Origin of the sequence: Roseibium sp. (assembly GCF_965232425.1) — a bacterium.
In the GTDB taxonomy this organism is placed as follows: domain Bacteria; phylum Pseudomonadota; class Alphaproteobacteria; order Rhizobiales; family Stappiaceae; genus Roseibium.
This window is the reverse complement of the sequence record NZ_OZ246971.1, coordinates 607,290-631,860: the sequence shown is the minus strand read 5'-3', so window position 1 is coordinate 631,860 and position 24,571 is coordinate 607,290. Positions and strand designations below refer to the sequence as shown.

The window sequence follows — 24,571 nt, the reverse complement described above, 5'->3', positions numbered from 1 at the left end:
GGTTTTTAACCACTTTAGTCTACTTTTCTTGCAGCCCTGTCTGCATCCTGTTCCGGCGTAACCCAGTGCAACTATATCTGCCCATAGCCGAAATCCCGGTCAATATCTTCGTGATATTTGCCATGGGCGGAGCCGTGGGTTTTCTGTCGGGCCTGTTCGGCATCGGTGGCGGCTTCCTGCTGACGCCTCTGCTGATCTTTTCCGGCATTCCTCCGGCTGTTTCCGTTGCCACCGTCACGACGCAGGTCGTTGCCTCGTCCGCGTCCGCCGTGGTCACCTACTGGCGGCGGAAAGCGATCGATCTCAAGCTGGCCTCGATATTATTGGCGGGCGGTGTCTTCGGGTCGCTGATCGGCGTCATATTGTTCGACGTCTTGCAATCTGTCGGTCAGCTGGACCTGGTGATTTCCCTGTCCTACGTGACCTTTCTGGGCGCGATCGGCGGGTTGATGCTGGTGGAATCCCTCCGTGCGATCCGGCGGCGGAAATCCGGCGCAGCACCGTCCGCACGCAAACCGGGCCAGCACAACTGGATCCACGGTCTGCCGCTCAAGGTGCGGTTCCGGCAGTCCAAGCTCTATGTCAGCATCATTCCCGTGGTCGGGCTGGGCGCGATTATCGGTTTCCTCGGCACGATCCTGGGTATCGGCGGCGGCTTCATGATGGTGCCTGCGCTGATCTATCTCCTCAGGGTGCCGACAAACATCGTCATCGGAACGTCCCTGTTCCAGATCCTGTTCACGATGGCCGCGGCGACGATCTTCCATGCCATGGGCACCAAGACCGTTGATATCGTCCTGGCGATGACGCTGATGATCGGCGGCGTGATCGGAGCCCAGTTCGGCGCGCGCATGGGACAGAACCTGCGCGGTGACCAGCTGCGCCTGCTGCTTGCCCTGCTGGTGCTCGGTGTCGGGCTGCGCTTTGCCGTCGATCTGCTGCTCGTGCCCGATGATCTTTATTCCATCGCCATACGCAAGGGAGCCGGGGTATGATCCGCTCTCTGCTTGTCATGGTTTTCGCCCTTGCCGGCCTTTCCGCGGGGCTCGCGGAGGAGGAAGAGCGCTCGAAGGACCTGGTCACGGCGTTGTCCTCGGACATGGTGTCGATCCAGTCGAACTTCACCGGCACGGAGATCGTCATTTTCGGCCAGGCGAGCCACATCCGGGACAATGCCGGTGACGAGGATGATTTTCAGCTCGCGATCGTGGTCGAAGGCCCCCCGCAGGACATCACGACGCGGCGCAAGGGACGGTTTCTGGGCGTCTGGGTGAACCGCGAGGCGGAACGCTTTCAGAACGTTCCCTCGTTCTATGCCGTGGCGAGCACGGCCGATATCGGCGAAATCGCGCACCGGAACGTGCTTGACGAGTACAGCATTGGCCTCAATCACATCAATCTGGCGGTTTCGGGCGTCTCGAACGTGGCGCTCTCGGATCGTGACGACTTCCGACGCGCCTTTGTCCGCCTGCGCGAGGAAACGGGCCTGTATTCGGAGCGCGAAACGTCGATCGAGTTTCTAACCGACACCATGTTCCGTACCAAGATACCGCTGCCGGCAAACATCCCGGTCGGCGACTACACCGTGAAGAGCTACCTGTTCAATCAGGGGGAACTCGTCTCTGAAACGCAGCAGATCCTGGCGGTCGCGAAAATCGGTTTCGAACAGGTCACGTTCGAGCTCGCACAGAACTACCCGCTCGTCTATGGCGTGCTGGCGGTCATCCTGGCGATCTTCACCGGCTGGCTCGCGGGCGTGATATTCAAGAAGGACTGATTGCCGGCTGCAGCCGCCTGGCCGGCGGGCACCCGCAGCATCTCCATTCTGGACTCGCGCCTGCAGATATTATCATCTGGTGCTCGCACACCCTGCGGCTATTGTGCTGAAGTGGCATGACCATGGAATCACGAGGTGGGGCACCATGACGGACCAGTCTTCTCCCGAACAGGCGGGCGGCAACACGGGCAAGCGCGAGCCGACGCTCGACGCAAAGGTGATCGATATCGCCATTCGCCTCGGTGTCCTCGGCCTCTTCGCCTATTTCTCCCTGCAGCTTATTGCGCCGTTTTTCCTTTTCCTGCTCTGGGCCGTCGTGCTCACCGTGGCGCTTTATCCGGCCTATGACTGGCTGGCCGGGAAACTGGGAGGGCGCAAGGTGATGTCCGCGATCCTGATAACCTTGCTGTGCCTGGCCATCGTCATCGGGCCGGTCGCGTTGCTGGTCGTCAGCCTCGTCGAAACGCTCAGCGGCTGGTTTCACGGCATCACCGGGGACGGGCTCACCTTGCCGAAGATGCCGGAAAAACTCGCGGCGCTTCCGGTCGTTGGTGATCGCATCGCCGAACTCTGGGCCCTCGCCAGCCGCAGTCTGGAACTGTTCTTCACCAAGGTCGGCCCGATGCTGGTGCCGGCAGGAGGGCGGATCCTGTCCATGCTCGCCTCGCTGAGCGGCAGCGTTCTGTTCTTCATCGTTTCCATCATTCTGGCCGGTTGCCTGTTCGTGCCGGGTCCGGCGCTCGGCAGGGGAGCCAAGCGTTTCGCCGACCGCATCATGGCACCGAGGGGATCGGAATTCGTCGATCTCGCGGGCGCGACCATCCGCAACGTCTCGCGCGGCGTGATCGGCGTCGCGGTGATCCAGGGCCTTCTGACCGGCATCCTTCTGATCGCCTTCAGCGTGCCTCTTGCCGGTGTCCTGACCTTCATCGCCCTGATCCTGTGCATCATCCAGATCGGTCCGGCGCTGGTGATCATACCCACCATCATCTGGGCGTGGAGCTCCTGGGAATTCGTTCCCGCGCTCGCCTTCACGGTCCTCATGGTGCCGGTGATGCTGGTCGACAACGTCCTGCGCCCGATCCTGATGTCGCGCGGCCTTGACGTGCCAATGCTGGTCATCCTCATCGGCGTTCTCGGCGGCACGATCACCCACGGCCTGCTCGGCCTGTTCCTCGGCCCGGTTGTCTTGGCGGTGTTCTACGAACTGGTCATCGCATGGGTGAAAGTGGGCGAGGGTGAGTAGAAGACGGTATTCTTGTCTAACCAATCACGGTTTTGCCGAAAGCAACCTCTCCCAGGGGGAGAGGGAACGCGGCTGTGTTCGGAACTGCGTCACAAGGTCAAAGGTTACCTCTCCCATTGGGAGAGGTCGGAGCGCAGCTCCGGGTGAGGGGACGGAAAGCTGGATGCAGAAAAGATTGCGTCGTGGCGAAGATCAATCCCCGACCAGCCGGCTCGCCGTGAATGGATAGAGCCGGTCGTTGCCCAGCATGAACACCGAGAACTGGCGTCTCGTAAACAGGGACGAATAGGCACGGTCAGCGACGTTGAGGCCACCCGTCAGTGCGCCGAAGGCCGGAAGAACCAGGCGGGTTCCGTCGGTGATGAAACAGGCGCGGCGGATGGAACGCCCGAAACGGCGCACCCGCGCGACCGGGTGAAGATGTCCGCAGATCTCGCCGGCGGTGTCTTCCGAACCGATTTCCTCAACCGGTTCATGCCGGAACTTCAGCGGCCCGAACGAGATTTCGTCGACCGTCTCCCCGCAAAGCCGGACGGGGGCGACCGGGTCATGGTTGCCCGTCACCCAGATCCACTCCCGGCCCAGCTGGAGCGTCGTGAGCATCGCCCGGTAGGGCGCGGGCAATCTGTCGGACCCGTCCGCGTCGTGGAAACTGTCGCCGAGGCAGATGACGCGGGCCGGATCGAAGGCGTCCATGACACCTGCGAGCTTTTCCAGCGTCGCCCCGGTGTCGTAGGGCGGCAGCATGACGCCGCGCCGGGCAAAGCTGGAGCCTTTTTCGAGATGAAGGTCGGCGACGACCAGAAGGGATTCCTCCGGCCACCACAGGACGCCGCTGTCATGCAGGCCGACCAGCTGCCCGTTGACCTGGATGTCATGACATACCGGCGCGGTCTCGTACTTGCGCAGATGGGATGTCAGAACATTCATGCCATGGCCTCGTGAACAAGATCTTCCGCAGCGTCTTCAAGGAGCGAATCCATCGCCTCGCCATAGACCGGTTCCTTGCCGATTTCCAGAAGGATCGGCACGGCAAGCGGAGAAACGCGCGCAAGGACACTATGCGTGATTCTGCCACGAACGCGCGCAAGAAGTTCCCCCAGCCGCGAGATATCCAGAAGTCCTTCGGCGGCGTCCGCCCAGGTGGCCTTGAGCAGGATATGATCCGGTTCATGCGTGCGCAGGACGTCGTAGATCAGGTCGGAGGAAACCGTGACCTGACGCCCGGTCTTTTCCCGGCCCGGGTGCCGGCGCTCGATCAGGCCGGCGATGACGGCACAGTTGCGGAATGTCCGCTTCATCAGGCTGGAATCCGCCAGCCAGGCATCCAGATCATCGCCCAGAATGTCCTCCTCGAAGAGCGCATCCAACGAAATCTGCCCGCTTGAGAATAGCAGCGACAGGTCGCCGAGCCCCCAGACCGACAGCGCGTAGTCGTTGGCAACGAACCCCATCGGCCGGGCACCCAGGCGTTCCAGGCGCTTGGTGAGCAGCATGCCGAGCGTCTGGTGGGCCAGGCGCCCCTCGAAGGGATAACAGACCATGTAGTGCTTGTTGGAACGTGGAAATGTCTCCACGAGCAGGCCGTCGCGCGCGGGCAGGACAGACTTTGCCTTCTGGATTTCCAGCCATTCCCGGACCTGGACCGGCAGGTGTTTCCAGCTTTTGGGACTGGCGAGCATCGCGCGCACACCCTCCGCCAGGTATGTGGACAGCGGAAACTTGCCGCCCATGTAGGACGGGATCATCGGATTGTCGGTCTTGGCTCTGGAGACATAGGTTTCGTTCTCGCGGATAGCCTCGAAACGCACCACCTCGCCGCCGAACAGAAACGTGTCTCCGGGCACCATCTGGTCGACGAAATATTCCTCGATCTCCCCCAGGATGCGGCCGCCGCGTCCGACCGGGGTGCGCCGTCCGTCCGCCTTGGACCGGATCAGCCGCACCTTCAGTTTCGGGGCCTCGACGATCGTTCCGACATTCAGCCGGTACTGCTGGGCAAGCTTTGGATGCGAAATCCGCCACAGACCGTCCTTGCCCTTTTTCAGTTTGGCATACTGGTCATAGCTTTTCAGTGCATATCCGCCGGTCGCGACGAAATCGACAACCCGCTCGAAGGTTTCCCAGTCAAGAGACCTGTAGGTTTCGCTGGAGCGGATTTCATCGAAGGTCGCGGTCAGATCGAGCGGCTCGGCGCAGGCCAGGCCCATGACATGCTGCGCCAGGACATCGAGCGCGCCCTTGCGCAGGGGCGGGGTATCCTGATCGCCGCGTTTCGAGGCGGCGAGCGCCGCCTGGCATTCCAGCACCTCGAACCTGTTGGACGGGATCAGGACGGCCTTGGAGGGTTCGTCCATGCGGTGATTGGCCCGGCCGATACGTTGCGCCAGCCGGCTGGCTCCCTTGGGCGCGCCGATATTGACGACGAGATCGATGCCGCCCCAGTCGATCCCCATGTCGAGCGAAGAGGTCGCGACGACGGCGCGCAGCGCACCGGACGACATCGCCGCCTCTACCTTGCGCCGCTGCCCGACATCGAGCGAGCCGTGGTGAAGGGCGATCGGCAGCGTGTCCTCGTTGATGCGCCAGAGTTCCTGAAACACCATTTCCGCCTGGCTGCGCGTGTTCACGAAGAGCAGCGACACGTTATGCGCCTTGATCAGCTCGTAGATGTCGCCGATTGCGTAGCGTGAGGAATGACCGGACCAGGGCAGTCTCTGTTCGGAGTCGAGAATGGAGATCTCCGGCATGGCGCCGCCCGAGACTTCGACCACGTGCGACAGCGCCTTCCTGTTTTGACTAGGCTGATCGACCAGATACGCGCGCAGGTCGTCCGGTTCGGCGACGGTTGCCGACAGGCCGATTGTTCTGAGCTTCGGCGCGAGGCGGCGCAGGCGTGCAAGCCCGAGGGAAAGCAGGTCGCCCCGCTTGGAGGTTACCAGAGCATGCAATTCGTCCAGGATCACCGTCTTGAGCGATGCAAACAGCCGCGCGGATGCCGGATCGGACAAGAGCAACGCGATCTGTTCGGGTGTCGTCAGCAGGATGTCCGGCGGATTGAGTTTCTGCCGCTGCCGTTTATGCGACGGGGTATCGCCGGTACGTGTTTCCAGCCTGATCGGCAGGCCCATTTCGGCAACAGGTGCTTCCAGGTTCCGGGCGATATCGACAGCCAGCGCCTTCAGCGGGGAGATATAGAGCGTGTGCACACCACCGCCGGCCTGGCCGGGTTTCACCTTGCCCCGCATCTCCAGTTCCACAAGGCTGGGCAGGAACCCGGCAAGCGTCTTGCCGGCACCTGTCGGGGCGATCAGCAGTGTCGAGTGGCCCTGCGCCAGATGATCGATCAGCTGCAGCTGATGAGGCCTGGGGGCCCAGCCCCGGGAGGCAAACCAGCTCTGAAATCGATTGGGTAGCAGCGCAGCGTCCATGAGGCAGTTTTAGGATAGCGGCCCGAAAAAGGCGAGGGGGTGCGATCAAAAATGTTCACTTTGTGTTCTATCGCGCGGCGGCCACTTGAATATGCGCTCAATCCACGAACTAATGGCCTCTGATGTCAGAGCTTCTCACGATAACGCCCGAAGGCCTCTATTCACCCGTAGCCGGTGCACATATCGACCCGGTGCGCCCGGTTGAAAAGGCCATTATCACCCACGGGCACGCTGACCACGCCCGTGCGGGGCATGGTGCGGTTCTGGCGACACGGCAGACGCTCGACATCATGGCGATCCGATACGGGGAAAACTTTTGCGGCAGCGCGCAGGCCATCGACTGCGGCGAGATCCTGAAGGTCGGCAGTGCCGATGTGTCCCTGCATCCGGCCGGTCATGTTCTCGGCTCTGCGCAGGTGCTTCTGGAAGCATCCGGTCACAGAACCGTTGTGTCGGGGGACTACAAGCGCCAGGACGATCCGACCTGTGCGGCCTTCGAACTGGTCAAATGCGACACGTTCGTCACCGAGGCGACATTTGGTTTGCCCGTGTTCCGCCACCCGCCGGCGGGCCAGGAGATCGCGAAACTCCTGTCGTCGGTGGATCTCTTTCCCGGGCAGACGCACCTTGTCGGCGCCTATGCGCTTGGCAAGGCGCAGCGCATCATCGGCGAATTGCGCGCGGCCGGCTACGACAAGGTCATCTATCTACATGGCGCCCTGGAAAAGCTCTCGGCCTACTACCAGTCCGAGGGGGTCGACCTCGGCGCTCTTGAACCGGTCGGCAAGCGCGGCAAGGAGCTGAAAGGCGAAATCGTGATCTGTCCGCCCGGTCAATTGAGCGACAGGTGGGCACGGCGTTTCGGCGATCCGGTCGCTGCCATGGCATCGGGCTGGATGCGGGTGAGGGCGCGAGCGCGTCAGCGCGGCGCGGAACTGCCGCTCATCGTATCGGATCACGCGGACTGGGACGATCTGTGCCGGACGATCCTGGAAACGGAAGCCGAGCAGATCTGGGTCACCCACGGGGCCGAGGAAGCACTTGTCCACTGGTGCGAATTGAATGGACGAAAGGCCCGTCCTCTCAATATGATAGGCTATGACGATGGCGAGGATGCCGACGGTGGCGAGGTCTCAGGGGCAAACTGACCTTGAAGCAGCTGTCCGGATCCTGAGGGAGGCGGTCATATGAACAGCGGTGGTGCTGACAACACCGGCAACGGTCATGCGAACGGGGCCGGTTCGAACGAGGGCGCGGAAGAGGCGATTGCCCAGCTCTTTGATGACTATCAGGCCGGTTTCAACGACTATGATATCGACCGGATCTGCGACTGTTTTGCCTTGCCTGCCGTTATCTGGCAGCACGAAAAGGGCCACATCTTCGCCGATGACGAGGAACTGATCGAGAACATCGAGGCCCTCCTGAAGGCGCTGGAAAAGGAAGGCGTCACCCATTCCGATTTTCAGGTCGTCTCGAGCCATGTCAGCGGGTCTTCCGCGCTTGTCACGCTCGACTGGTCGCAGGAAAGCGCAGACGGCGAGACTGTGCTCGAATTCACGTGCCACTATCAGCTTATCCAGGACGGCGTGGACTGGGTGATTGCGACCATCGTCAACGAATGACCAGAGAAGCGCGCGTGCGCGTCAGGAAAGCAACGCCTGGCAAAACGGATAGGTGGTCATGCGTTCGGCACCGTCGCCGGTAATCAGGAACTGGTCTTCCAGTTTCACGCCTTCTTGCGCGGCTTCTTCGCCGATGTAGCTCTCGATGCAGATCACCATGCCGGGTTCGAACTGACCCTCGAATCCATAGGGCGCCTCGTCGAAAAAATGCGGGATATAGGGGAACTCGCCGCACAGTCCGAGGCCGTGGCCGAGGCAGTAGTAGCCGTGCCCGCGGTTTTCGGCTGGGACCGGCCAGGCCGCGCGGGCAAAGTCCTCGTAGCTGATACCCGGTCGAAGGAGCGCCGCATTGTGAGAAAGTTGCGCGTGGGCGAGCCGGTAGAGATCTTTTTGTTTCTGGGCGGCAGGCCGGTCTCCACACAGAAAAGTCCGTGAAAAGTCCACCGCATAGTGCAAATATCCGAGGGCATCGGTGTCGAAGCAGACCAGATCACCGGTCTCCATGCGCCGGGGGCCGGCTTCCTGGAAATAGGGAAAGGTTCTGGAGCCGGACTGAAACAGCCGTGTCGAGATGTATTCCCCTTCCGTTGCGATGAGGTGACGGTGAAATTCGGACCAGACCTCGACCTCGCTGGCGCCCGGGGCAATGGCCGCTTCGAGCGAGCCTGCCGCGGCTTCTACACGCTCAACCGCCTCGTGCATGACCGCGATTTCCATCGGTTGCTTGATCAGGCGGGCTGTGGAAAATACCCCGGTTGCATCCAGAAGCGCGAAACCGGCATGGCGCAGGCGATCGGTGACCGGGACGTCAAAGCCTTCGATAGCGAGGCGGCGGTCCCTGCCGATGATGGCGGTCAGATCCGCGACGAAACGCGCAATCTCCGACACATGGCCCGCTCCGACAAGGGCGGTGACGCCGGGCGCCGGGCGGATGTCGGTGACAACGGGATTGTCTTTCTGCAGGTGTTCACAGCCCGAAAACTCCCACAGGACGGTGTCGCCGGACGCCAGGACAAGCGCGAAGCGGAACGGCCCCATGTGACTGAAGACCGTCATGTTGCGGGCACCGGTCGCGTAGAGGATATTGATCGGGTCTGATGTCAGAACGGCGGGAACGTCGCGCGCCCTCATCACGCTCAAGAGGCGCTTATGCGTTTGCCTAACGAGATCCGCGCGATCCAATTCCACGGCAGAAGCCTCCCTCCCTCGAAGTGCGGTAACTGCTGCTCTCCAGCCTCCGTTTCAACTCCCTCGTGCGTCTCCAGCAAGGAGACGCCAAAAGGTTCTCTCCGTTACTTCTTCGCCTTCGCCGCTTTCCTTGCTGCGCGCGAGGGTTTGTTTTTCTTCGCGCTTTTCTTTTTTGCACCGGTGTCTTTCGACGCAGCGCGGGTCTTGGGTTTGCGCCGGTCATCATCCCCTTTGGCGGACCGCCGTTTCGGGGCGGCGCCGTCGTCGGCGTTCCCGGCAAGAGCCTTCATGTCGAGCGGCTCGTAGGCGGGGTGGTGCGGCGCAGCTTCGTCGTTGCCGCGCCGCCGTTTTTTCCCGCGCGGTGCGTCGAAGTCTTTTTTCGGCCCCTGCCGTGACCGGCCGGGCTTCATGCTGTCCTCGCGGCCCATGTTCTCGTAGTCGGGCGCGTCGGCCCCGCGCGGCCGCCGTTTGGGGGCGCCACCTCTGTCCCTGCGGTAGCCGTCTTCCTTCGGAGCGGTCGGGACCTTGCCGCCGCGTGCATCGAGAAGCGCGATCGTGACATTGTCCTCACCCGACCCGTCGCGCTTGATGACATCGGCAAATCGTTCGCCGTGACTTCCGGCAATCTCGAAATAGAGCTGGTTCTGGAAGATCTTGATGGCGCCGACTTCCCGTTTGGTCACATGCCCGGCACGGCAGATCAGCGGAAGAATCCAGCGCGGTTCGGCCCGCTGGCGATGGCCCAGTGACAGGGAGAACCAGACGCCATCTTCGAACTTTCCGGTGATCTCGGCGTTGCGGCCGCCGCGGGATCCGGCGTCGCGGCCCTTCAGCGACGTTTCATCAAGCGTCGTGATGTCCTCAGGTGCGGGCATGCGCGACTGCCGCAGCTTGACGAAAGCGGCAGCAAGCTGCTCGGGGCTGTGGAGGGCAAGCAGTTCCATCGCCACGGCACGGTCCTCGTCCTCGAGTTCCACCGACAGCGCGGGGTCCGCCAGGAGACGTTCCTTGTCCTTTGCGCGGATCTGGTCCGCGGTCGGTGCGCCAAGCCAGGTCGCCTTTATGCCGGCGAAATGAAGCACGCGCTCGGCCTGGCGGCGGCGGGGAAAGGGGACCATCAGAACGCAGGTTCCCTTGCGCCCGGCGCGCCCCGTCCGGCCGGACCTGTGCAGCAGAGCGGCCTTGCCGGTGGGAAGATCGGCGTGAATGACGAGGTCGAGATTCGGAAGATCGATCCCGCGCGCGGCAACGTCGGTTGCAACACACACACGTGCCCGGCCGTCTTTCATGGCGGCCAGCGCACTTGAGCGCTGCTCCTGGCTGAGTTCGCCGGACAGCGAGACGATCGAGAAACCCCGGTTTGCCAGGCGCGACGTCAACCGGCTGACGGCTTCACGGGTCGAACAGAAGACGATCGCCTTTTCCGCCTCGTGCAGCCTGAGCACATTTATGATTGCGTTCTCGCGCTCGTTGGGCGCAACGGGATGGGCGACGTAGTCAATATCGCCGTGCTGCTCCCTGGCGTTGATGGTGGACAGGCGAACCGCGTCCTTCTGGAACCTTTTGGCCAGTTCCGCGATCGGCTTTGGAACGGTTGCCGAGAACATCAGCGTGCGCCGCTCGCGCGGGGCCGCGTCGAGAATGAATTCCAGGTCTTCGCGGAAGCCCATGTCGAGCATCTCGTCCGCTTCGTCCAGCACGACGGCGCGGATTTCGGAGAGGTCCAGAGCGCCGCGTTCAATATGATCCCTAAGGCGGCCGGGGGTGCCGACAACGATATGCGCACCACGCTCCAACTGGCGGCGTTCGGTGCGCGGATCCATGCCGCCGACACAGGAGGCGGTGACGGCGCCGGCTTCTTCGTAAAGCCAGGTCAGCTCTTCTTTGACCTGCAGCGCAAGTTCGCGCGTCGGGGCGATCGCCAGGGCGATCGGCGCGGCAGCTTTGCCGAGATGGGTTTCACCCTGAAGCAGGGTCGGCGCCAGGGCGAGGCCGAAGGCCACGGTCTTTCCGGAGCCGGTCTGGGCGGAGACGAGCAGGTCGGCTTCTGCAGGGGCGTCGTTCAGGACACTTTCCTGGACGGGAGTGAGGCTCTCATAGCCCCGTTTCGCCAGCGCGGCCGACAGGGCCGGGGCGAGTGACATCAATTCAGTCATAGAGATCTTTCAACTGCTCCGGATCATCTGCGTACCAATCAGCAGTCTACCGGATCGGCCCGGACGTCTGCCGGGCAAGGGATGGCGCGGCTTATATATGCAAAACCCCGCGCCGTCCACATCAGCTGCATGCAGTAATTTTGGGCACACTTGAAAGGTGTGACGATGGTTGCAGTCGCAGCCGGAATGACTGACCGGGCAAAATTGCCAATGGTGCGTGTAACAGGTTCTATTTCAGCTTTTGGTTGGTGAATTTGTTAACCCGGCCCCCCTCAAATGAAGGCGAATTCTGGTGATGGGAGTGTTCGATGCTGAAATCGATTCGCATGCAGATTGCCCTCCTGGCGATCGTGCCGCTGTTGGCCTATGTGGTCGCGACATTCATTGCGCTTAACGAGGCCTACACCGAAAGCAGGGTTGCCTCCGAAATCTATCCGACCGCACTCGTCGCCGAAAAGTCGGAAGCCGTGCTGCACGAGTTGCAGAAGGAGCGTGGGCGGACGGCGGTGCTGCTTGCATCGGGTTTCGCCGACGCGCCCCGCGAGCTCCTGGCCAAGCAACGCGGCGCGACGGACGCGGCATTGCAAGATCTCCGGCAAACGGTAGCGGACTTCGATGTAAGCAATACCAAGCTGCAAAACGAGGTTCGCGCGACTGTCGCTGCACTTGGCGAGATCACGGGCCACAGGTCCGGCATCGACAACGGCACGCTTGGTGGAAAGCAGAACCTGGCGTTTTATTCCGGAAAAGTTCGCAGCCTGATCGGGATCGTCCAGGAAGCGCAAACGGCGAGCTCTGACCCGGAGTACGCCCAGAAGATGACCCCGTTCCTGCTGCTGACCGAAGCCATCGAGGCAGGCGGACTTGAGCGCGCCATTGGCGGTCAGTTGTTCACCATCGTCGGCAAGACGGGTGACGTGCCGAATGACAGGTTCCTGGCCTATTTCGATCGTCTGTCGGTCGAAACAGCCTTTCTGAAAAATTTCCGAAGCGTTGCTTCACCTGAGGAAATCGCGGGTTTTGACGAAGCTGTTTCGGGGCCGGCGGTCGATCAGGTCATGGAGTGGCGCACCGTGCTGAGAACATTGCCCGAAACGAAGGACGGGCAGGGAATTGAAGGCTCGGTGTGGTTCGGCAAGGCAACCGAACGCCTGAACCTGATCCGTCAGACGTCGATCGGGATGCTCAAGGCGGCGGAGGCGCGCGCGCAGGAACTTGCCAATGCTGCAAACGGCCATCTTCAGTATGTGATCGCGGAGACAGTCGGCGTCGTGCTCGTCACGCTCTTCATCTGCATTTGGCAATTGCGCAGCGTCAACGGCCTTCTGGCCAACCTCACGGCAAACCTGGTCAGGATTTCGGAGGGCGACGTTGATTTCAAGATGCCATACGCTGACCGCCGCGACGCCATCGGAGACCTTGCCCGTGCAGGCGGGATCTTCCAGGAAAATGCGCGCGTGCGGCAGATTCTGGAGGCCGAGGCCGCCAAGGAGCGTGACCGCGAACGCATGCGCCAGAACCACGTTGAAGCGCTTATCAACAAGTTCAGGGAATTGATGGAGAGCGTTACGGGAGAGGTTCACGACAAGACCTCCTCCATGACCGATATTGCTGCCCGCGTCCGCTCGATCTCGCAGGATGCGTCCTCGGCCGCCGGCCAGGCGCGAGATGCATCCGCCTCTTCGTCCAACAACGTTCAGACGGTTGCCGCCGCGGCCGAAGAGATGTCCGCCGCGATCCAGGAAATCATGAACCAGGCGGAGCGCGCGAACGGCGTCATCGATGATGCCACGACGATTGCGAGCAGGACGGACAGCAATGTTTCAAGTCTCGCCGAGGCGGTGGAAAAGATCGGCACGGTCGTCGAGATGATCCGCGCGATCGCGGAACAGACCAATCTTCTTGCGCTCAACGCGACGATTGAAGCGGCAAGGGCTGGTGAAGCCGGCAAGGGCTTTGCGGTTGTTGCTGCGGAGGTAAAGGAGCTTTCGACACAGACCGCCAAGGCAACGGAAGAAATTTCCAACCAGATTTCCTCGGTGCAAGGGCTGACGAATGAAGCGGTCGATTCGATCCGCAAGATCTCGGGTTCCATCGAGATGATCAGCGAAGTCACCGGGGCAATCTCGACGGCGGTCGGCGAGCAGAGCGTCGCAACGCAGGAAATCTCGCAAAGCATAACGATGGCCGCGACGGAGACAGGAAACGCGGTCGACAGCGCCGAAACCGTCGATGGCGCAATCCAGGCGACGGCGAGCGAGGCGGAAACCGTCGATACGATTGCGGGCGACGTCAAGACCGTTGCCGACACCATGGCGCAGGGTATCGAAGGTTTCCTGGAGGAAATGACGCAGGATGTCGAGGAGCGGCGCCGGGCCTCGCGAAAACAGGAAACCGGTCAGCGAGTCACGCTCGTGACCGAAGACGGCCGCAGGTTCGAGACATCCCTGGTCAACAGTTCCGACGGCGGCATCGGCGTTACGGTGTTTGATGGTGCGGTGATCGGCATGCTTGTCACCTACATTGATAACAACGGGGACGAGTTCCCAATGGAAGTCAGATGGGTGCAGGGCGACACGCTGGGTCTTCAGTACCGTGCTGGTGAAGGTCGAGAGGACGTTGCGGCCTGACAGCCTTGTGTCCTGAGGAGACAGGTTGTGGCCGCATCCAGGCCGGGAAAGACTTGCCCCTCAGGTCTTTCCCGGTATGTCTAGCGTATGCGCGCATTTTCCAAATTGCTGGACAGGCTTTCGCTCGAACCGCGCCGGCTGGCCAAACTTCAATCTCTGCTTTGCCCGCAGATGCAACACCTTTGTCGGTTAGGCCGACCGACGGTTTGGAGGCCCTGGTGACGGTTGGTGCGTTTGGCATGAATGACTGCTTCACGCCGCCAATCTGGTCGTTCGCTGAATCTTGAACCTATCTGCGAAGTGGCCGTTCGCTGCATTTGCATGTCGGCCGCGCCAACTAGGCAAGAGTGAACAGGCACCCATTGATGCCGCCAGTAGGGTGGAAGCTTTTTTGCTGGTCATAACAAAAAAACTAGAGCAGAATCTTACGCATGAACCGAACGAGGTTGGCAACATTATTGATTGTTTCCGCAGCTCTTGCCGTAACAAATGGCAACGCTTTGGCGAATGATGCCGGAGGCGGAGAATGGGTCATGTACGCTGAGAAAGCGAATGGTGATCTATATTTTTATGATCCGTCACGCGTGGAGAGGATCAAAACCTTGCGGCACGTTTGGGATGGGGTTCGATACAAAACGTCCGTCATGGGGGCGTCTAGTTTCCTAAGTCTTTTGGAAATCAATTGTTCCGAGCGAACGCAAAGAATCTTGCAGAGTACTTTTTTCACAGACGAGCATTGGGAAAATGCCGCCATGAAAACGGACACCAAGGGAAAGCCGAAGACAAAGATCGCGGTTGGATCGACAACAGAACGGCTGGCTCAAATGGTGTGCGACTGACAGACGGTTTGGTCGCCGGAACTGTTAAACAAGCGCCTTGTTTGTCTGAACGAAAAAGTGCCCGCAATATCTGGATACCACGGACACTTAGCCAGAGGGTTTACCTCAGGTTTCCGAACTCACTTCATGCTTTCCGCTGTGACCTGGTAAATATCACCGTCATCGGTCGCAACGTATAGCGCGTTGTCGGGTCCCATGACCAAGCCACGGAACCGTGTCGAAAATCCGAGCGGCATGCGAGTGATCCCGTTAATTCCCAAACCATCGGGCGTCAGACTGATCATGTCGACCCGCGAGCCAGGAGGCGTATCGCCGAAGCCGATACCCATGATGCCGACCGCCAAACGCCCCTCGTAGATGCCCCAGTTGCCACCTTTCAGGAAAGCAGCAGAACCGGTGCCTTGCGAGAAACCATTGTTGTTCCAGCTCGGCGGCATCAAATCGTCAAAGCGTGTATCGCTCATCGGCGTATAGGCAGCACGCACCGCAGGATCCATACCGTCCATTTGATTTGGTTCGTAGCCGCAGTACTCATCCGGACATTCGCCACGGCCACCGGTGTTCTGAGCAGGATCCCAGCCGGCGTTGCCGCCGTTCACAAGAGCAGTGATCTCGTCATTGTGCCAGGGGCCATGTTCTGCGGTGAACGCCTTGCCGTCACTTGGACGGAAGTCGATGCCTTGGACGTTTCTATGTCCGTAGGTGTAAATCCGCTTGTCGAAGCCTTCAGGTGGATTGTTGTCCGGGTGTGCATTCCCGTCTCCGTCAATCCTGAGCACTTTCCCGCACAGGAGTTGCCCATCTTGAGGGCAGATACCGCGGTGACGATCACCGCCAGCGACCCAAAGATAGCCTCCGGGTCCGATCCGGATCCGACCGCCGTTGTGCGCGCCAGGGCCTCCAAACGGTTGATCGGATGCCAACGGCTTATATTGAATGTCTGTGACGATGTCGGTCCGATCCGAAACACTCGTAAGGTCATCGCCAACCGTGAACCTCATGACGATATTGCCGTCGCATTTACCGAAATTTGTCTCGCAGCCTTCTCCGTGATACTTCGTCGAAGACGAATAGACGTAGATGGTGCGGTTGTTCGCAAATTGACGATCGGCAACCACACCGAGCATACCGGCCTGTCCCTCACAGAACAGGTCATCTGCACTGTCGGCATAACCGCTGCTGTCTTTCATCCCGTACAAGGCGTGCACAGTTCCATCAGTGGTTCTTACCGACAGGCCTTTGCATTTTTCGGTGAAGAACATCGTGCCGTCCGGCAGAAACGCCATGTCCCAAGGGTTCTCGAGTCCCTCGAGGACCTTGATTGGCGTGATCTTGGGAACGTCCATGCCTTCGTGGTTGTCTGCTTGAGCAGAAAGCGGCAGTCCAAATGTCAAAGTAGCAGCCGCCAGTCCTGACACGAATCTGTTTTTTGCTGTTTTCATGTCTACCTCCCTAGTGAAATGTTACTTGGCTCGTTAATCCGCGCCCTCCAAATACGCGGCTAGGTTGTCGATTTCTTCGTCTGTCAATGGCTTTGACATCATGATCATCAGGGACGAATTCGGGCCTTGCTTGATGCCTTCTCTGTACGCCCTCAGTTTTTCCGTCGTATAGGAAACCGGATTGCCAGAAACTTTTGGATAGCTGGCCGCACCTCTTCCGGCTTTCCCATGACAATTAATGCAAGTCTTCTTGTATCTGGTTTCTCCCAGCTCCCTGTCGGCGCCGAACCCTTGCTCCGGGAACGTCAATGCCAAAAGAAAAACTGTCGCGCAGGAAACTTTAAGCAAAATGCACCCCTCTTGTCGTTGGAGGTCGCAACGCCAGAAACGATCTTTCTGTTTTGAAAAAGTGCGCCCCAAACACTCGATCATACTGCCATCACCTTACGGCAATTTGCAACAGCGGGGTATGCAACTGCTGCACTCCGGCCGTTTGTTCAACTAACCGCCAGGGTCTTTTACTTCGCAGATGGGGTCCGCTTGGCACATGCTCGCCACCATTCATGAGCGTTGCTGAATTTGGGAGGATTGGGCTCGATCCGGACGTTTGTTGCTAGCGGCACGAATGTCCGCTCAGGGCCGTGAATGTCCGCATCCGGGCGCAGCTGTCATGGCCGGTTTACTGTGTCTGCCACAAAAACCCGACAGTCCGTTTTCGGCCTCAAAACTGCCATTCATAATCGACGCATATATGTGCGTTCAGTCCGCAATGCTGGCCTGCGCGTTTGGTTATTGTCTTTGGAGGTTTCGCCGAAAGCAGTCATTTGCGCTCGCTCGTTTGTGGGTCCTGACCCTACACTTACCCGACCCATATCCGGTTAGAGAAAGACTTGCCCTGCAGGTCTTTCCGGGTATGTCTAGCGTATGCGCGCATTTTCCCAATTGCTGGACAGGCTTTCGCTCGAACCGCGCCGGTTGGCCAAGGAAGCGCTGCTAGTCAGGTATTTCCGGGAGACTGCGGACCCCGACCGCGGCTATGCGCTGGCGGCCTTGACCGGCGGTTTGAATTTCAAGAATGCGAAACCCGCGCTTTTGCGCACGCTCATAAGCGATCGGACCGATCCTCAGCTCTTTGCCCTGTCTTATGATTTTGTCGGAGACCTGTCGGAAACGATAGCCCTGATGTGGCCGGCCGCCGGCGACGCGCCAGGCAATGACACCCGGGAAAAACTGTCACTCGGCAACGTGGTTCAGGCACTGGAAACCGCCGGCAAGACCGATGTTCCGCGCCTACTGGTCGACTGGCTGGACCGTTCGGACGAGACCGGCCGGTGGGCGCTTTTGAAACTTGTGACGGGCGGATTGCGCGTCGGCGTGTCCGCGCGGCTTGCCAAGACCGCCGTTGCCCGCCTTGGGGTACTGGATGTTGCCCAGGTCGAGGAGGTCTGGCACGGACTCGAGCCCCCCTACGAGAGCCTGTTTGCCTGGGCCGAGGGCAGGAGCGGCAAGCCGGACAACCAGGACCCGGCCCCCTTTCGGCCCGTCATGCTCGCACACCCGCTGGACGAGGAGCGTGACCTGCCCCAGCTGGACGCCGCGGAGTTTGCCGTCGAATGGAAGTGGGACGGCATCAGGGTCCAGGCCGCGGCGGGGCAAACCGGGGCAGGTGACGTGGTTCGCCGTCTCTACAGCCGGACGGGCGAGGATATTTCCAGAGCCTTTCCGGACATTGTCGATTTGCTGAATTTCAATGCCTGCATCGATGGCGAACTCCTCGTGGTGAGCGACGGGATCGTGCGACCGTTTTCCGACCTTCAGAAACGCTTGAACAGGAAAACGGCCGGACCGAAACTGATGCGCGACTACCCGGCCGCAATCAGGGCCTATGACCTACTTGAGCTTGAAGGCGAAGATCTGCGCGCATTGCCGTTTGCGGCGCGCCGTCAGAGACTGGCCGGTTTTGTCCAATCCCTCGCCGTGCCCGCCATCGATCTGTCGCCCATGCTGGACGCCGGGGATTGGGACCAGATCGCAGCAGCGCGCGCAAACCCGCATTCCCTTCTGGATACAGGCAATGCGGACGCCGTCGAAGGACTGATGCTGAAACGCCGCGATGCGCCCTATGTCACCGGCAGGCCGAAAGGTCTCTGGTTCAAGTGGAAGCGGGAACCCTACCTCGTCGACGCCGTGTTGATGTACGCCCAACGGGGCCACGGCAAGCGGTCTTCGTTCTATTCCGACTACACCTTCGGTGTCTGGCGCGGCGGTGATGACGGCGACCAGCTCGTGCCGGTCGGCAAGGCCTATTTCGGTTTCACCGACGAGGAACTGCGCGAAATCGACCGGTTCGTGCGCAACAACACGCTCAACCGCTTCGGCCCGGTGCGGGAAGTGAAACACGGCAAATTGGAAGGACTGGTTCTTGAAGTCGCCTTTGAAGGGCTGAACCGGTCAAAGCGGCACAAGTCGGGTGTCGCCATGCGCTTTCCCAGAATATCCAGGCTGCGGTGGGACAAGCCGGCCGGGGAAGCCGATCGGATCGAAACGTTGGAAGCGTTGCTGCCGAAGCAGGAGGATCCGGCGCAATGAAGTCCACCGGGAGACAGGCGCGGGCTTTTTGGCCGTGCTTTGGCCATGGATTTGTGGCACGTCTGCGTAACGGAAGGAAGCACAGGGGTGATCCCCGGATCCCCTGCCGGTATTCGGAGAATTCCATGACGACGCGTATTTTGAAACTTCTGTCCCTGTCTGCCGTGACCGCTGTGTTGCTGATGCAGGCTGCCCCGGTCAGGGCGCAGTCCGAATTGACGGGCGAGGCCAGGAAGGCCGTGACGGATGGTGCACCGGACCGGTTTTCGCTGGTTGAAACGGATGGCGACATCTTGAGGGTCGATAGGCAAAACGGCACGATCTCGATCTGTCAGGAACAGAACGGGGCCTGGCGATGCAATCCGGTGCCGCTGGCTGAAGAGGCCTATCTTGCCGAAATCAACGAATTGGCTGCGGAAGTCGACCGCCTCACGGCCCGTCTTGAGGAGCTCGACGCGACCGGCGGGTCTTCGAAATCACCGGCGCCCTCGCCGAAACAGACGCAGCCGGACGTCGGCTCCGACTGGACCGACGATGACGAGGAACTCGAGCGTGTCCTGACATTCACCGAAAGCGCCATGCGCCGGTTTTTCGGCATGGTACGGGAGCTGCAGAAAGACTTTGAAGGCGAGGGCAACTAGTCACCTGAATCTGAAGTTCGACTCATTTTTCAGCGGGCTTCGAACGAACTTCAGATTCAAGAAGGTGACTAGCAAGTCTATGTTTCTAGTGCGGTTTACGAATTTGAAGTTCGCTTCGGAGACTGCTGCAGCAATGATGCGAACTTCAAATTCACCGCACTAGGCGCTCCGCAGGCGGTCGCATTGAGACCGGTCATTTGAACGCCTGGTCCGATTGCCTGGACGTTATACTTCAGTCGATCAGCATCTTGGATATGGCCGCATGCGCGCTTTCCGGCAGTTCAACCGATTTGCGCAAAGTCAGGTCCATGGGCAGGGCAACCACATCAAGTGTTGCCGCCAGACGCGCCGTTCGGCTTTCGTAAAGATGATGCCGCATGGAGAACGTGCGCGCACTCACATTGGTAAAGCCGGTCGCGACAACAACGGCATCTCCGGTCTTCAAAGGCGTTGACCAGGTCAGCTTCATTTCGACGGCGACACGGCCGTACCCGTTCTCCGTGAGATAGGCCAGGTCCATGGGCGTCCGTTGCCACACATGCGCGACACCGTCGGTGCAGCAGGCGAGTGCGTATTGATCGTCGGCCTTGCCGTCCGGTCCGACGTCGCGCGGCATCACCGTTCCCCGGAAGCAGATCTCCGCGCCCTGACCAAGCAGTGACTGAAGCGTTCCGCGCACGCCGGAGGGGCCGGATTTTATGCCGCGCGGCGCGGCGTCGGAGATCATCGGTGTCTGAAAATCCTTGAACCGCTGCCGCAATGATTTTGCCGAATTCGGGCTGGGTTCGTACCCGTCCAGTGCGGTCGCCGCGAGGACGCCGCTGGCGCCGTCGCGCATTTCATGCACCACGGTCAGCATATGAGGACCGTCAAAGGCGACGCTGGAGTGTATTGTGACCAGGTCGCCGGTTCTCAGCTCCTTGTGATAACGCACGTGACGGACCCGCCGCGCACCTACGATCGTCTCGCTCAATCCGCACATCAGGCGAAATTGACGGTCCGCTTCCTCAAATCGGCTGAAATAGAACTGGACATTCAGGTGATCGTTTTCATCGCATTCCCAGCGATTAACAAATGAATAAAGGGTAGATTGAATTGTCATTTCAAAACTTCGCGCAAGTGTTTAAAAGATAGATATTCAGGAGTCACCATAAGTTCATTTGTTGCCTCCTTTCGGGAAATTATCAATAGAAATGTAGACTGTGGAAAAAATAATTCTAATTCGGAGAGTTATATTCTTTGGATTTGAATGGATGCTGCGGAAATTGAAATTTAAACCACTGGTTGTACTATTTTTGATGTATTTTTATGTCGGCTTTACTTTTACTTGTGTGGATTCTGGCGTGGATTTACTCTCGCAAGCGCTCGCGGCTTTGTTTGATGTTGAGCGTACGCGCCAAATCGATTGTTTGACTTGCACCTGAGGGGTGTTGCAAACATACTTCAACGCGGTAGCTCTATCAGACCAGAAGCCAAAGAAAAGGCCTAGAAGCGCTCGGTGACAACCTGAGCGCTCGGCAAGCAAGGGATTGGTACAGCTGCGAAAAGACCGTTGAGGGAGGAAAAACAACGTGTCGGCAACCTCGTATCGCTTTATCATCGCAGATGATCATCCCCTGTTTCGAGGGGCGCTGCGGCAGACACTGGAAAAACAGTATCCTGACGCCTCGATTGAAGAGGCGGGCGCACTTGAAGACGTCACGGCACGTCTGGAGCAGGATGGTGATGCCGATCTCATTCTGCTTGACCTGACTATGCCGGGCATGCGCGGATTTTCCGGCCTCATGTATCTGCGTGCCCAATTCTCCGGTGTCCCGGTTGTCGTCGTATCCGCAAACGAGGAGCCGCAGGCAATCCGCCGTGCAATAGAGTTCGGCGCGTCCGGCTTCATTCCCAAGTCGCACGGCATTGAGGTGATCAGGCAGGCGATATCGGACGTCATGTCGGGCAACGTCTGGACACCTCCCGATGTCGATCTCAAGGCGGACGATGGCAGCGACGACCTTATCCAGCGGCTTTCGACCCTGACCCCCCAGCAGGTGCGCGTGTTGATGATGCTGTCGGAAGGGCTTTTGAACAAGCAGATCGCCTATGAACTGTCGGTGTCCGAAGCCACGGTGAAAGCCCACGTGTCGGCCATCTTGCAGAAACTGGGCGTCGAAAGCCGGACCCAGGCGGTCATCGCCGCGTCCAAGATCGAGGCGGGCCAATGGCAACTGGGCGGGGAGGAGCAGGAAGCAGCAGGAGCTTGATACGCTCGTCGGCAGACCCTTGTTCAACCGTCCAGATCGCGATGTATTTTGCGCCGTGCCGCGCCTTTCGGCTGCCGGCCGGCCGTGTTGGCAAGTTCGTTAAGGTAAACAAGAGTTAGCGCTAAATTCCTCGAAAGACTCACGAAACTCCGAATATTTCACAAGGTTCTTTACCGGAATTTCAGGGAATTAAGGATACATCTGCATCACAAGGCGCTGTGCCCCATGCGCAGCAACAAGACAGTGATGCGGAGTAAAAATGCGGCCCGGTGCCCATTGGAAATTGGTCCTTCAGACGATCCTTCTGGCGCTTGTGTCACCCGGCTCCCGCGTCAAGCACGCGGCGATGCGGCCGGACGGGCACATGGATGCCAGCCCGACCCGCGCGCTGTTGCTTGCGTTCGGTCATCCGGTTGTCGATCAGTATCTGGCGTGCCGTGTCCGGGCGGCCCAGATCGCAAGCATTGCACGTCTGACACCGCTGACGGTTTTTGCAAATGTCGTCAACGTCGTCGTGGTCTTGCCGGTTCTCGCGCAGGCCCTGCCGTTTGCCTATGTAATCGCATGGGTCGTGGCGGCGATGAGCCTCATGGCCCTGACGACCATCAAATGGTTCCTGTCGTCGCGCTCACCCATCGAGCTCGCATCGCACCGGGCGCTGAACGCGGCTGTCCGGCATGCAACGTTTTTGAGCCTCTTGTGGGCAGTGGTCCCGGTTGCCGCTTTCATGAGCGGAAACGTGAACGCGATCTGGATCGCGTCCTGCGTGACCACGGGAATGATCTGCGGTGGCGGCTTTGCGCTTGCGACCGTGCCGCAGGCGGCGTTTCGCTGGGTGGCGATCCTGTATGCCGCCACTGTCGTTGCCCTGGTGATCGATCAGAGCGTCATGATGTGGCCGCTTCTGGTTCTGCTGACGAGCTACACATTCGTTGTCATCGGCAGCACGACTGCGGCGGGATGGCTGTTCGCGTCTCACTTCCTGGCTGAGGCGGAACTCGAAAAGAACGGCGACCTGATTGCCCTTCTGCTGAACGAGTTTGAAGAAACATCGAGCGACTGGATCTGGGAAACGAGCAGCACCGGCAACTTCCGGAACGTCTCCGACCGGTTTCTTCACGCCAGCGGCCGGACGCGGCCGGAACTTCATTCCATGCGCATGGTCGATCTGGCCTATTCGCTCGACAGCGAAGACGCGCGCGCGCAGGTTGCCGGCCTGGAAGAAGCCATCAGCCTGCAGAAGTCATTTCGCGAGATTGTCATCGGGCTGGCCGTGAACGGTGATGAACGCTGGTGGTCGATTGCCGCGCGTCCCGTCTACGATGATCACGGCTCGTTTACCGGATACCGGGGCGTTGCCTCTGACATCACCGAGGCCAGACGCGCTGAAAAGTTGGTGACCCATCTCGCCGAGCACGACTCCCTGACCGGGATCGGCAATCGCAGCTGGTTCCTGAACCAGGCGGAAGACCTGCTTGCCGAGCAGGTGAAGGGTGGACAGAACACCCTGACACTCTTCCTGATCGATCTCGACAACTTCAAGGTCGTCAACGACACCAGCGGACACCCTGCGGGCGATGAACTGCTCAGACAGGTTGCCGATCGCTTCACTGCCATCAGTGAAGGCCGGACGTCGCTGGCGCGCTTCGGCGGCGACGAATTCGCGGCACTCGGACGCTTCGTCAGTGACCAGGCGGCGAGCGCCTTCGCCGAGGAGCTCGTCAATGTCGCCCGCAAGCCGTTCAGGATCGGAAACCGGGACTTTGCGATCGGAGCCACCGTCGGTTTCACCAGGCTGAGGGGGGCCGGCGACACCGTCGACGATCTCATGCGCAATGCCGACATTGCTCTTTACAAGGCCAAGGAAAGCGGCCGCGGGCGGGCCCTTGCTTTTGAATCCGCCATGGAGAGGGAAGTCCGTGAACGACGCGAGCTGGAAGCGGATCTGCGCGAGGCATTCGAATTCGGCAAGCTCAGCGTCGAATTCCAGCCGATCGTCAATGCACGTTCGGGCAAGGTGATATCCAGCGAGGTGCTGGTCCGCTGGTTCCATCCGACCCGTGGCGAGGTCACGCCGGACACGTTCCTGCCGATCGCCGAACATGCAGGACTGATCCTGCCGCTCGGAAACTGGGTGCTGCGAAAGGCCTGCGCGGCAGCGGCCCAGTGCCCCGACCTTGAAAGTGTCGCCGTCAATCTGTCGGCGGTACAGTTCATGGATCCCAATCTCGTCAGCCAGATCACCACGGTCCTGGACGAGACCGGGTTCCCGCCGGAAAGACTGGTTCTGGAAATCACGGAATCCGTATTCCTGCGCGATTCGGGAGCCGCGCCCGAGAAACTGAAGAAATTGCGCAACCTGGGTATCAAGATCTCGCTCGATGACTTCGGTACCGGGTATTCGTCTCTGTCCTATCTGCGAAAATACAAGTTCGACAAGATCAAGATCGACAAAACCTTTGTCGACGAGATCGGCGAGCGCAGCGACGGTCTCGCGATCATTTCAGCCGTCATCGCCCTTGCCCATAACCTGGGTCTCGAAGTCACGGCTGAAGGCGTTGAACGCCGCTTCCAGGTGGATGCGCTGAGGACCCTGGGCTGCGACACCTTGCAGGGATACTTCTTCGGAAAACCGAGTGCGAACCCGATGCATATCATGCAGGCCGCATCCGAGGATTGGGACGCGCAGGAACAAGAGCCCGTGCCGGACGGCGACGACGATACACAAAAGGCGTCAGCGGCGGTTTCCGCGAACTGA

General features: G+C 60.0%; 18 protein-coding genes. 11 read left to right on the top strand and 7 right to left on the bottom strand.

Going from position 1 to position 24,571, the window contains the following annotated elements:
- Window positions 1-65: 65 nt before the first annotated feature.
- The 3 genes from ACO08A_RS02930 (at window position 66) to ACO08A_RS02920 (ending at window position 3,023) form a co-directional block, all read left to right on the top strand.
- On the top strand, window positions 66-995 hold the full coding sequence (locus ACO08A_RS02930) for a sulfite exporter TauE/SafE family protein (RefSeq protein ID WP_422039752.1): 930 nt from the start codon (window positions 66-68) through the stop codon (window positions 993-995).
- Window positions 992-1,777 carry a TIGR02186 family protein gene (locus ACO08A_RS02925; protein WP_422039751.1) on the top strand — a complete coding sequence of 262 codons (786 nt, stop codon included), beginning with the start codon at window positions 992-994 and terminating at the stop codon, window positions 1,775-1,777. Before ACO08A_RS02930 ends, ACO08A_RS02925 begins: the two co-directional genes overlap by 4 nt.
- Before the next feature lie 145 nt (window positions 1,778-1,922).
- The gene (locus tag ACO08A_RS02920) at window positions 1,923-3,023 is read left to right on the top strand and encodes an AI-2E family transporter (protein WP_422039750.1); all 1,101 of its coding nucleotides are present in this window, start codon (window positions 1,923-1,925) and stop codon (window positions 3,021-3,023) included.
- Window positions 3,024-3,215: 192 nt separating this feature from the next.
- Here the strand turns inward: ACO08A_RS02920 and pdeM are convergent, their stop codons facing one another.
- A complete protein-coding gene (gene pdeM, locus ACO08A_RS02915) occupies window positions 3,216-3,953 on the bottom strand; it encodes a ligase-associated DNA damage response endonuclease PdeM (protein ID WP_422039749.1) in 738 nt (245 codons plus the stop codon).
- Complete coding sequence (locus tag ACO08A_RS02910; protein WP_422039748.1) at window positions 3,950-6,454, bottom strand: ligase-associated DNA damage response DEXH box helicase; 2,505 nt, start codon at window positions 6,452-6,454, stop codon at window positions 3,950-3,952. The genes pdeM and ACO08A_RS02910 overlap by 4 nt, the downstream gene beginning before the upstream one ends.
- A 122-nt stretch (window positions 6,455-6,576) precedes the next feature.
- Between ACO08A_RS02910 and ACO08A_RS02905 the strand changes: the two genes are divergently transcribed.
- Complete coding sequence (locus ACO08A_RS02905) at window positions 6,577-7,602, top strand: ligase-associated DNA damage response exonuclease (protein ID WP_422039747.1); 1,026 nt, start codon at window positions 6,577-6,579, stop codon at window positions 7,600-7,602.
- 39 nt (window positions 7,603-7,641) lie between these two features.
- On the top strand, window positions 7,642-8,076 hold the full coding sequence (locus tag ACO08A_RS02900; RefSeq protein ID WP_422039746.1) for a DUF4440 domain-containing protein: 435 nt from the start codon (window positions 7,642-7,644) through the stop codon (window positions 8,074-8,076).
- Between the two features lie 21 nt (window positions 8,077-8,097).
- Here ACO08A_RS02900 and ACO08A_RS02895 read toward each other — a convergent pair whose 3' ends face one another.
- Together ACO08A_RS02895 and ACO08A_RS02890 are read right to left on the bottom strand one after the other, a co-directional pair.
- On the bottom strand, window positions 8,098-9,264 hold the full coding sequence (locus ACO08A_RS02895; protein ID WP_422039745.1) for a M24 family metallopeptidase: 1,167 nt from the start codon (window positions 9,262-9,264) through the stop codon (window positions 8,098-8,100).
- Window positions 9,265-9,368: 104 nt separating this feature from the next.
- Window positions 9,369-11,420, bottom strand: a complete 2,052-nt coding sequence (locus ACO08A_RS02890) for a DEAD/DEAH box helicase (protein ID WP_422039744.1) — start codon at window positions 11,418-11,420, stop codon at window positions 9,369-9,371.
- Window positions 11,421-11,728: 308 nt separating this feature from the next.
- Here ACO08A_RS02890 and ACO08A_RS02885 point away from each other — a divergent pair, with 308 nt between their 5' ends.
- Window positions 11,729-14,050 carry a methyl-accepting chemotaxis protein gene (locus tag ACO08A_RS02885; protein ID WP_422039743.1) on the top strand — a complete coding sequence of 774 codons (2,322 nt, stop codon included), beginning with the start codon at window positions 11,729-11,731 and terminating at the stop codon, window positions 14,048-14,050.
- Window positions 14,051-14,481: 431 nt separating this feature from the next.
- Complete coding sequence (locus tag ACO08A_RS02880) at window positions 14,482-14,889, top strand: surface-adhesin E family protein (protein WP_422039742.1); 408 nt, start codon at window positions 14,482-14,484, stop codon at window positions 14,887-14,889.
- Between the two features lie 119 nt (window positions 14,890-15,008).
- Here ACO08A_RS02880 and ACO08A_RS02875 read toward each other — a convergent pair whose 3' ends face one another.
- Window positions 15,009-16,331 carry a PQQ-dependent sugar dehydrogenase gene (locus ACO08A_RS02875; protein WP_422039741.1) on the bottom strand — a complete coding sequence of 441 codons (1,323 nt, stop codon included), beginning with the start codon at window positions 16,329-16,331 and terminating at the stop codon, window positions 15,009-15,011.
- A 33-nt stretch (window positions 16,332-16,364) separates the two neighbouring features.
- On the bottom strand, window positions 16,365-16,763 hold the full coding sequence (locus ACO08A_RS02870) for a c-type cytochrome (protein ID WP_422039740.1): 399 nt from the start codon (window positions 16,761-16,763) through the stop codon (window positions 16,365-16,367).
- 492 nt (window positions 16,764-17,255) lie between these two features.
- Between ACO08A_RS02870 and ACO08A_RS02865 the strand changes: the two genes are divergently transcribed.
- Both ACO08A_RS02865 and ACO08A_RS02860 read left to right on the top strand, forming a co-directional pair.
- Complete coding sequence (locus ACO08A_RS02865; RefSeq protein ID WP_422039739.1) at window positions 17,256-18,920, top strand: cisplatin damage response ATP-dependent DNA ligase; 1,665 nt, start codon at window positions 17,256-17,258, stop codon at window positions 18,918-18,920.
- Window positions 18,921-19,045: 125 nt separating this feature from the next.
- Window positions 19,046-19,561: a hypothetical protein gene (locus ACO08A_RS02860; protein ID WP_422039738.1), complete on the top strand. Its 516-nt coding sequence runs from the start codon at window positions 19,046-19,048 to the stop codon at window positions 19,559-19,561.
- A gap of 232 nt (window positions 19,562-19,793) precedes the next feature.
- On the opposite strand, the gene ACO08A_RS02855 is transcribed toward ACO08A_RS02860, so the two are convergent.
- Window positions 19,794-20,663, bottom strand: coding sequence for an acyl-CoA thioesterase (locus tag ACO08A_RS02855; RefSeq protein ID WP_422039737.1), 870 nt, complete (start codon window positions 20,661-20,663; stop codon window positions 19,794-19,796).
- Window positions 20,664-21,132: 469 nt separating this feature from the next.
- Here ACO08A_RS02855 and ACO08A_RS02850 point away from each other — a divergent pair, with 469 nt between their 5' ends.
- Both ACO08A_RS02850 and ACO08A_RS02845 read left to right on the top strand, forming a co-directional pair.
- Entirely contained in the window at window positions 21,133-21,813 is a 681-nt protein-coding gene (locus ACO08A_RS02850) for a response regulator transcription factor (RefSeq protein ID WP_319386283.1), read from the top strand.
- Window positions 21,814-22,072: 259 nt separating this feature from the next.
- A complete protein-coding gene (locus ACO08A_RS02845; RefSeq protein WP_422039736.1) occupies window positions 22,073-24,571 on the top strand; it encodes a putative bifunctional diguanylate cyclase/phosphodiesterase in 2,499 nt (832 codons plus the stop codon).

Coding starts and splice junctions, on each gene's coding strand:
- ACO08A_RS02925 (WP_422039751.1), top strand. CDS start 992: ATGATCCGCTCTCTGCTTGTCATGGTTTTCGCCCTTGCCGGCCTTTCC.
- ACO08A_RS02920 (WP_422039750.1), top strand. CDS start 1,923: ATGACGGACCAGTCTTCTCCCGAACAGGCGGGCGGCAACACGGGCAAG.
- pdeM (WP_422039749.1), bottom strand. CDS start 3,953: ATGAATGTTCTGACATCCCATCTGCGCAAGTACGAGACCGCGCCGGTA.
- ACO08A_RS02910 (WP_422039748.1), bottom strand. CDS start 6,454: ATGGACGCTGCGCTGCTACCCAATCGATTTCAGAGCTGGTTTGCCTCC.
- ACO08A_RS02905 (WP_422039747.1), top strand. CDS start 6,577: ATGTCAGAGCTTCTCACGATAACGCCCGAAGGCCTCTATTCACCCGTA.
- ACO08A_RS02900 (WP_422039746.1), top strand. CDS start 7,642: ATGAACAGCGGTGGTGCTGACAACACCGGCAACGGTCATGCGAACGGG.
- ACO08A_RS02890 (WP_422039744.1), bottom strand. CDS start 11,420: ATGACTGAATTGATGTCACTCGCCCCGGCCCTGTCGGCCGCGCTGGCG.
- ACO08A_RS02885 (WP_422039743.1), top strand. CDS start 11,729: ATGCTGAAATCGATTCGCATGCAGATTGCCCTCCTGGCGATCGTGCCG.
- ACO08A_RS02880 (WP_422039742.1), top strand. CDS start 14,482: ATGAACCGAACGAGGTTGGCAACATTATTGATTGTTTCCGCAGCTCTT.
- ACO08A_RS02875 (WP_422039741.1), bottom strand. CDS start 16,331: ATGAAAACAGCAAAAAACAGATTCGTGTCAGGACTGGCGGCTGCTACT.
- ACO08A_RS02870 (WP_422039740.1), bottom strand. CDS start 16,763: ATGATCGAGTGTTTGGGGCGCACTTTTTCAAAACAGAAAGATCGTTTC.
- ACO08A_RS02865 (WP_422039739.1), top strand. CDS start 17,256: ATGCGCGCATTTTCCCAATTGCTGGACAGGCTTTCGCTCGAACCGCGC.
- ACO08A_RS02860 (WP_422039738.1), top strand. CDS start 19,046: ATGACGACGCGTATTTTGAAACTTCTGTCCCTGTCTGCCGTGACCGCT.
- ACO08A_RS02855 (WP_422039737.1), bottom strand. CDS start 20,663: ATGACAATTCAATCTACCCTTTATTCATTTGTTAATCGCTGGGAATGC.
- ACO08A_RS02845 (WP_422039736.1), top strand. CDS start 22,073: ATGCGGCCCGGTGCCCATTGGAAATTGGTCCTTCAGACGATCCTTCTG.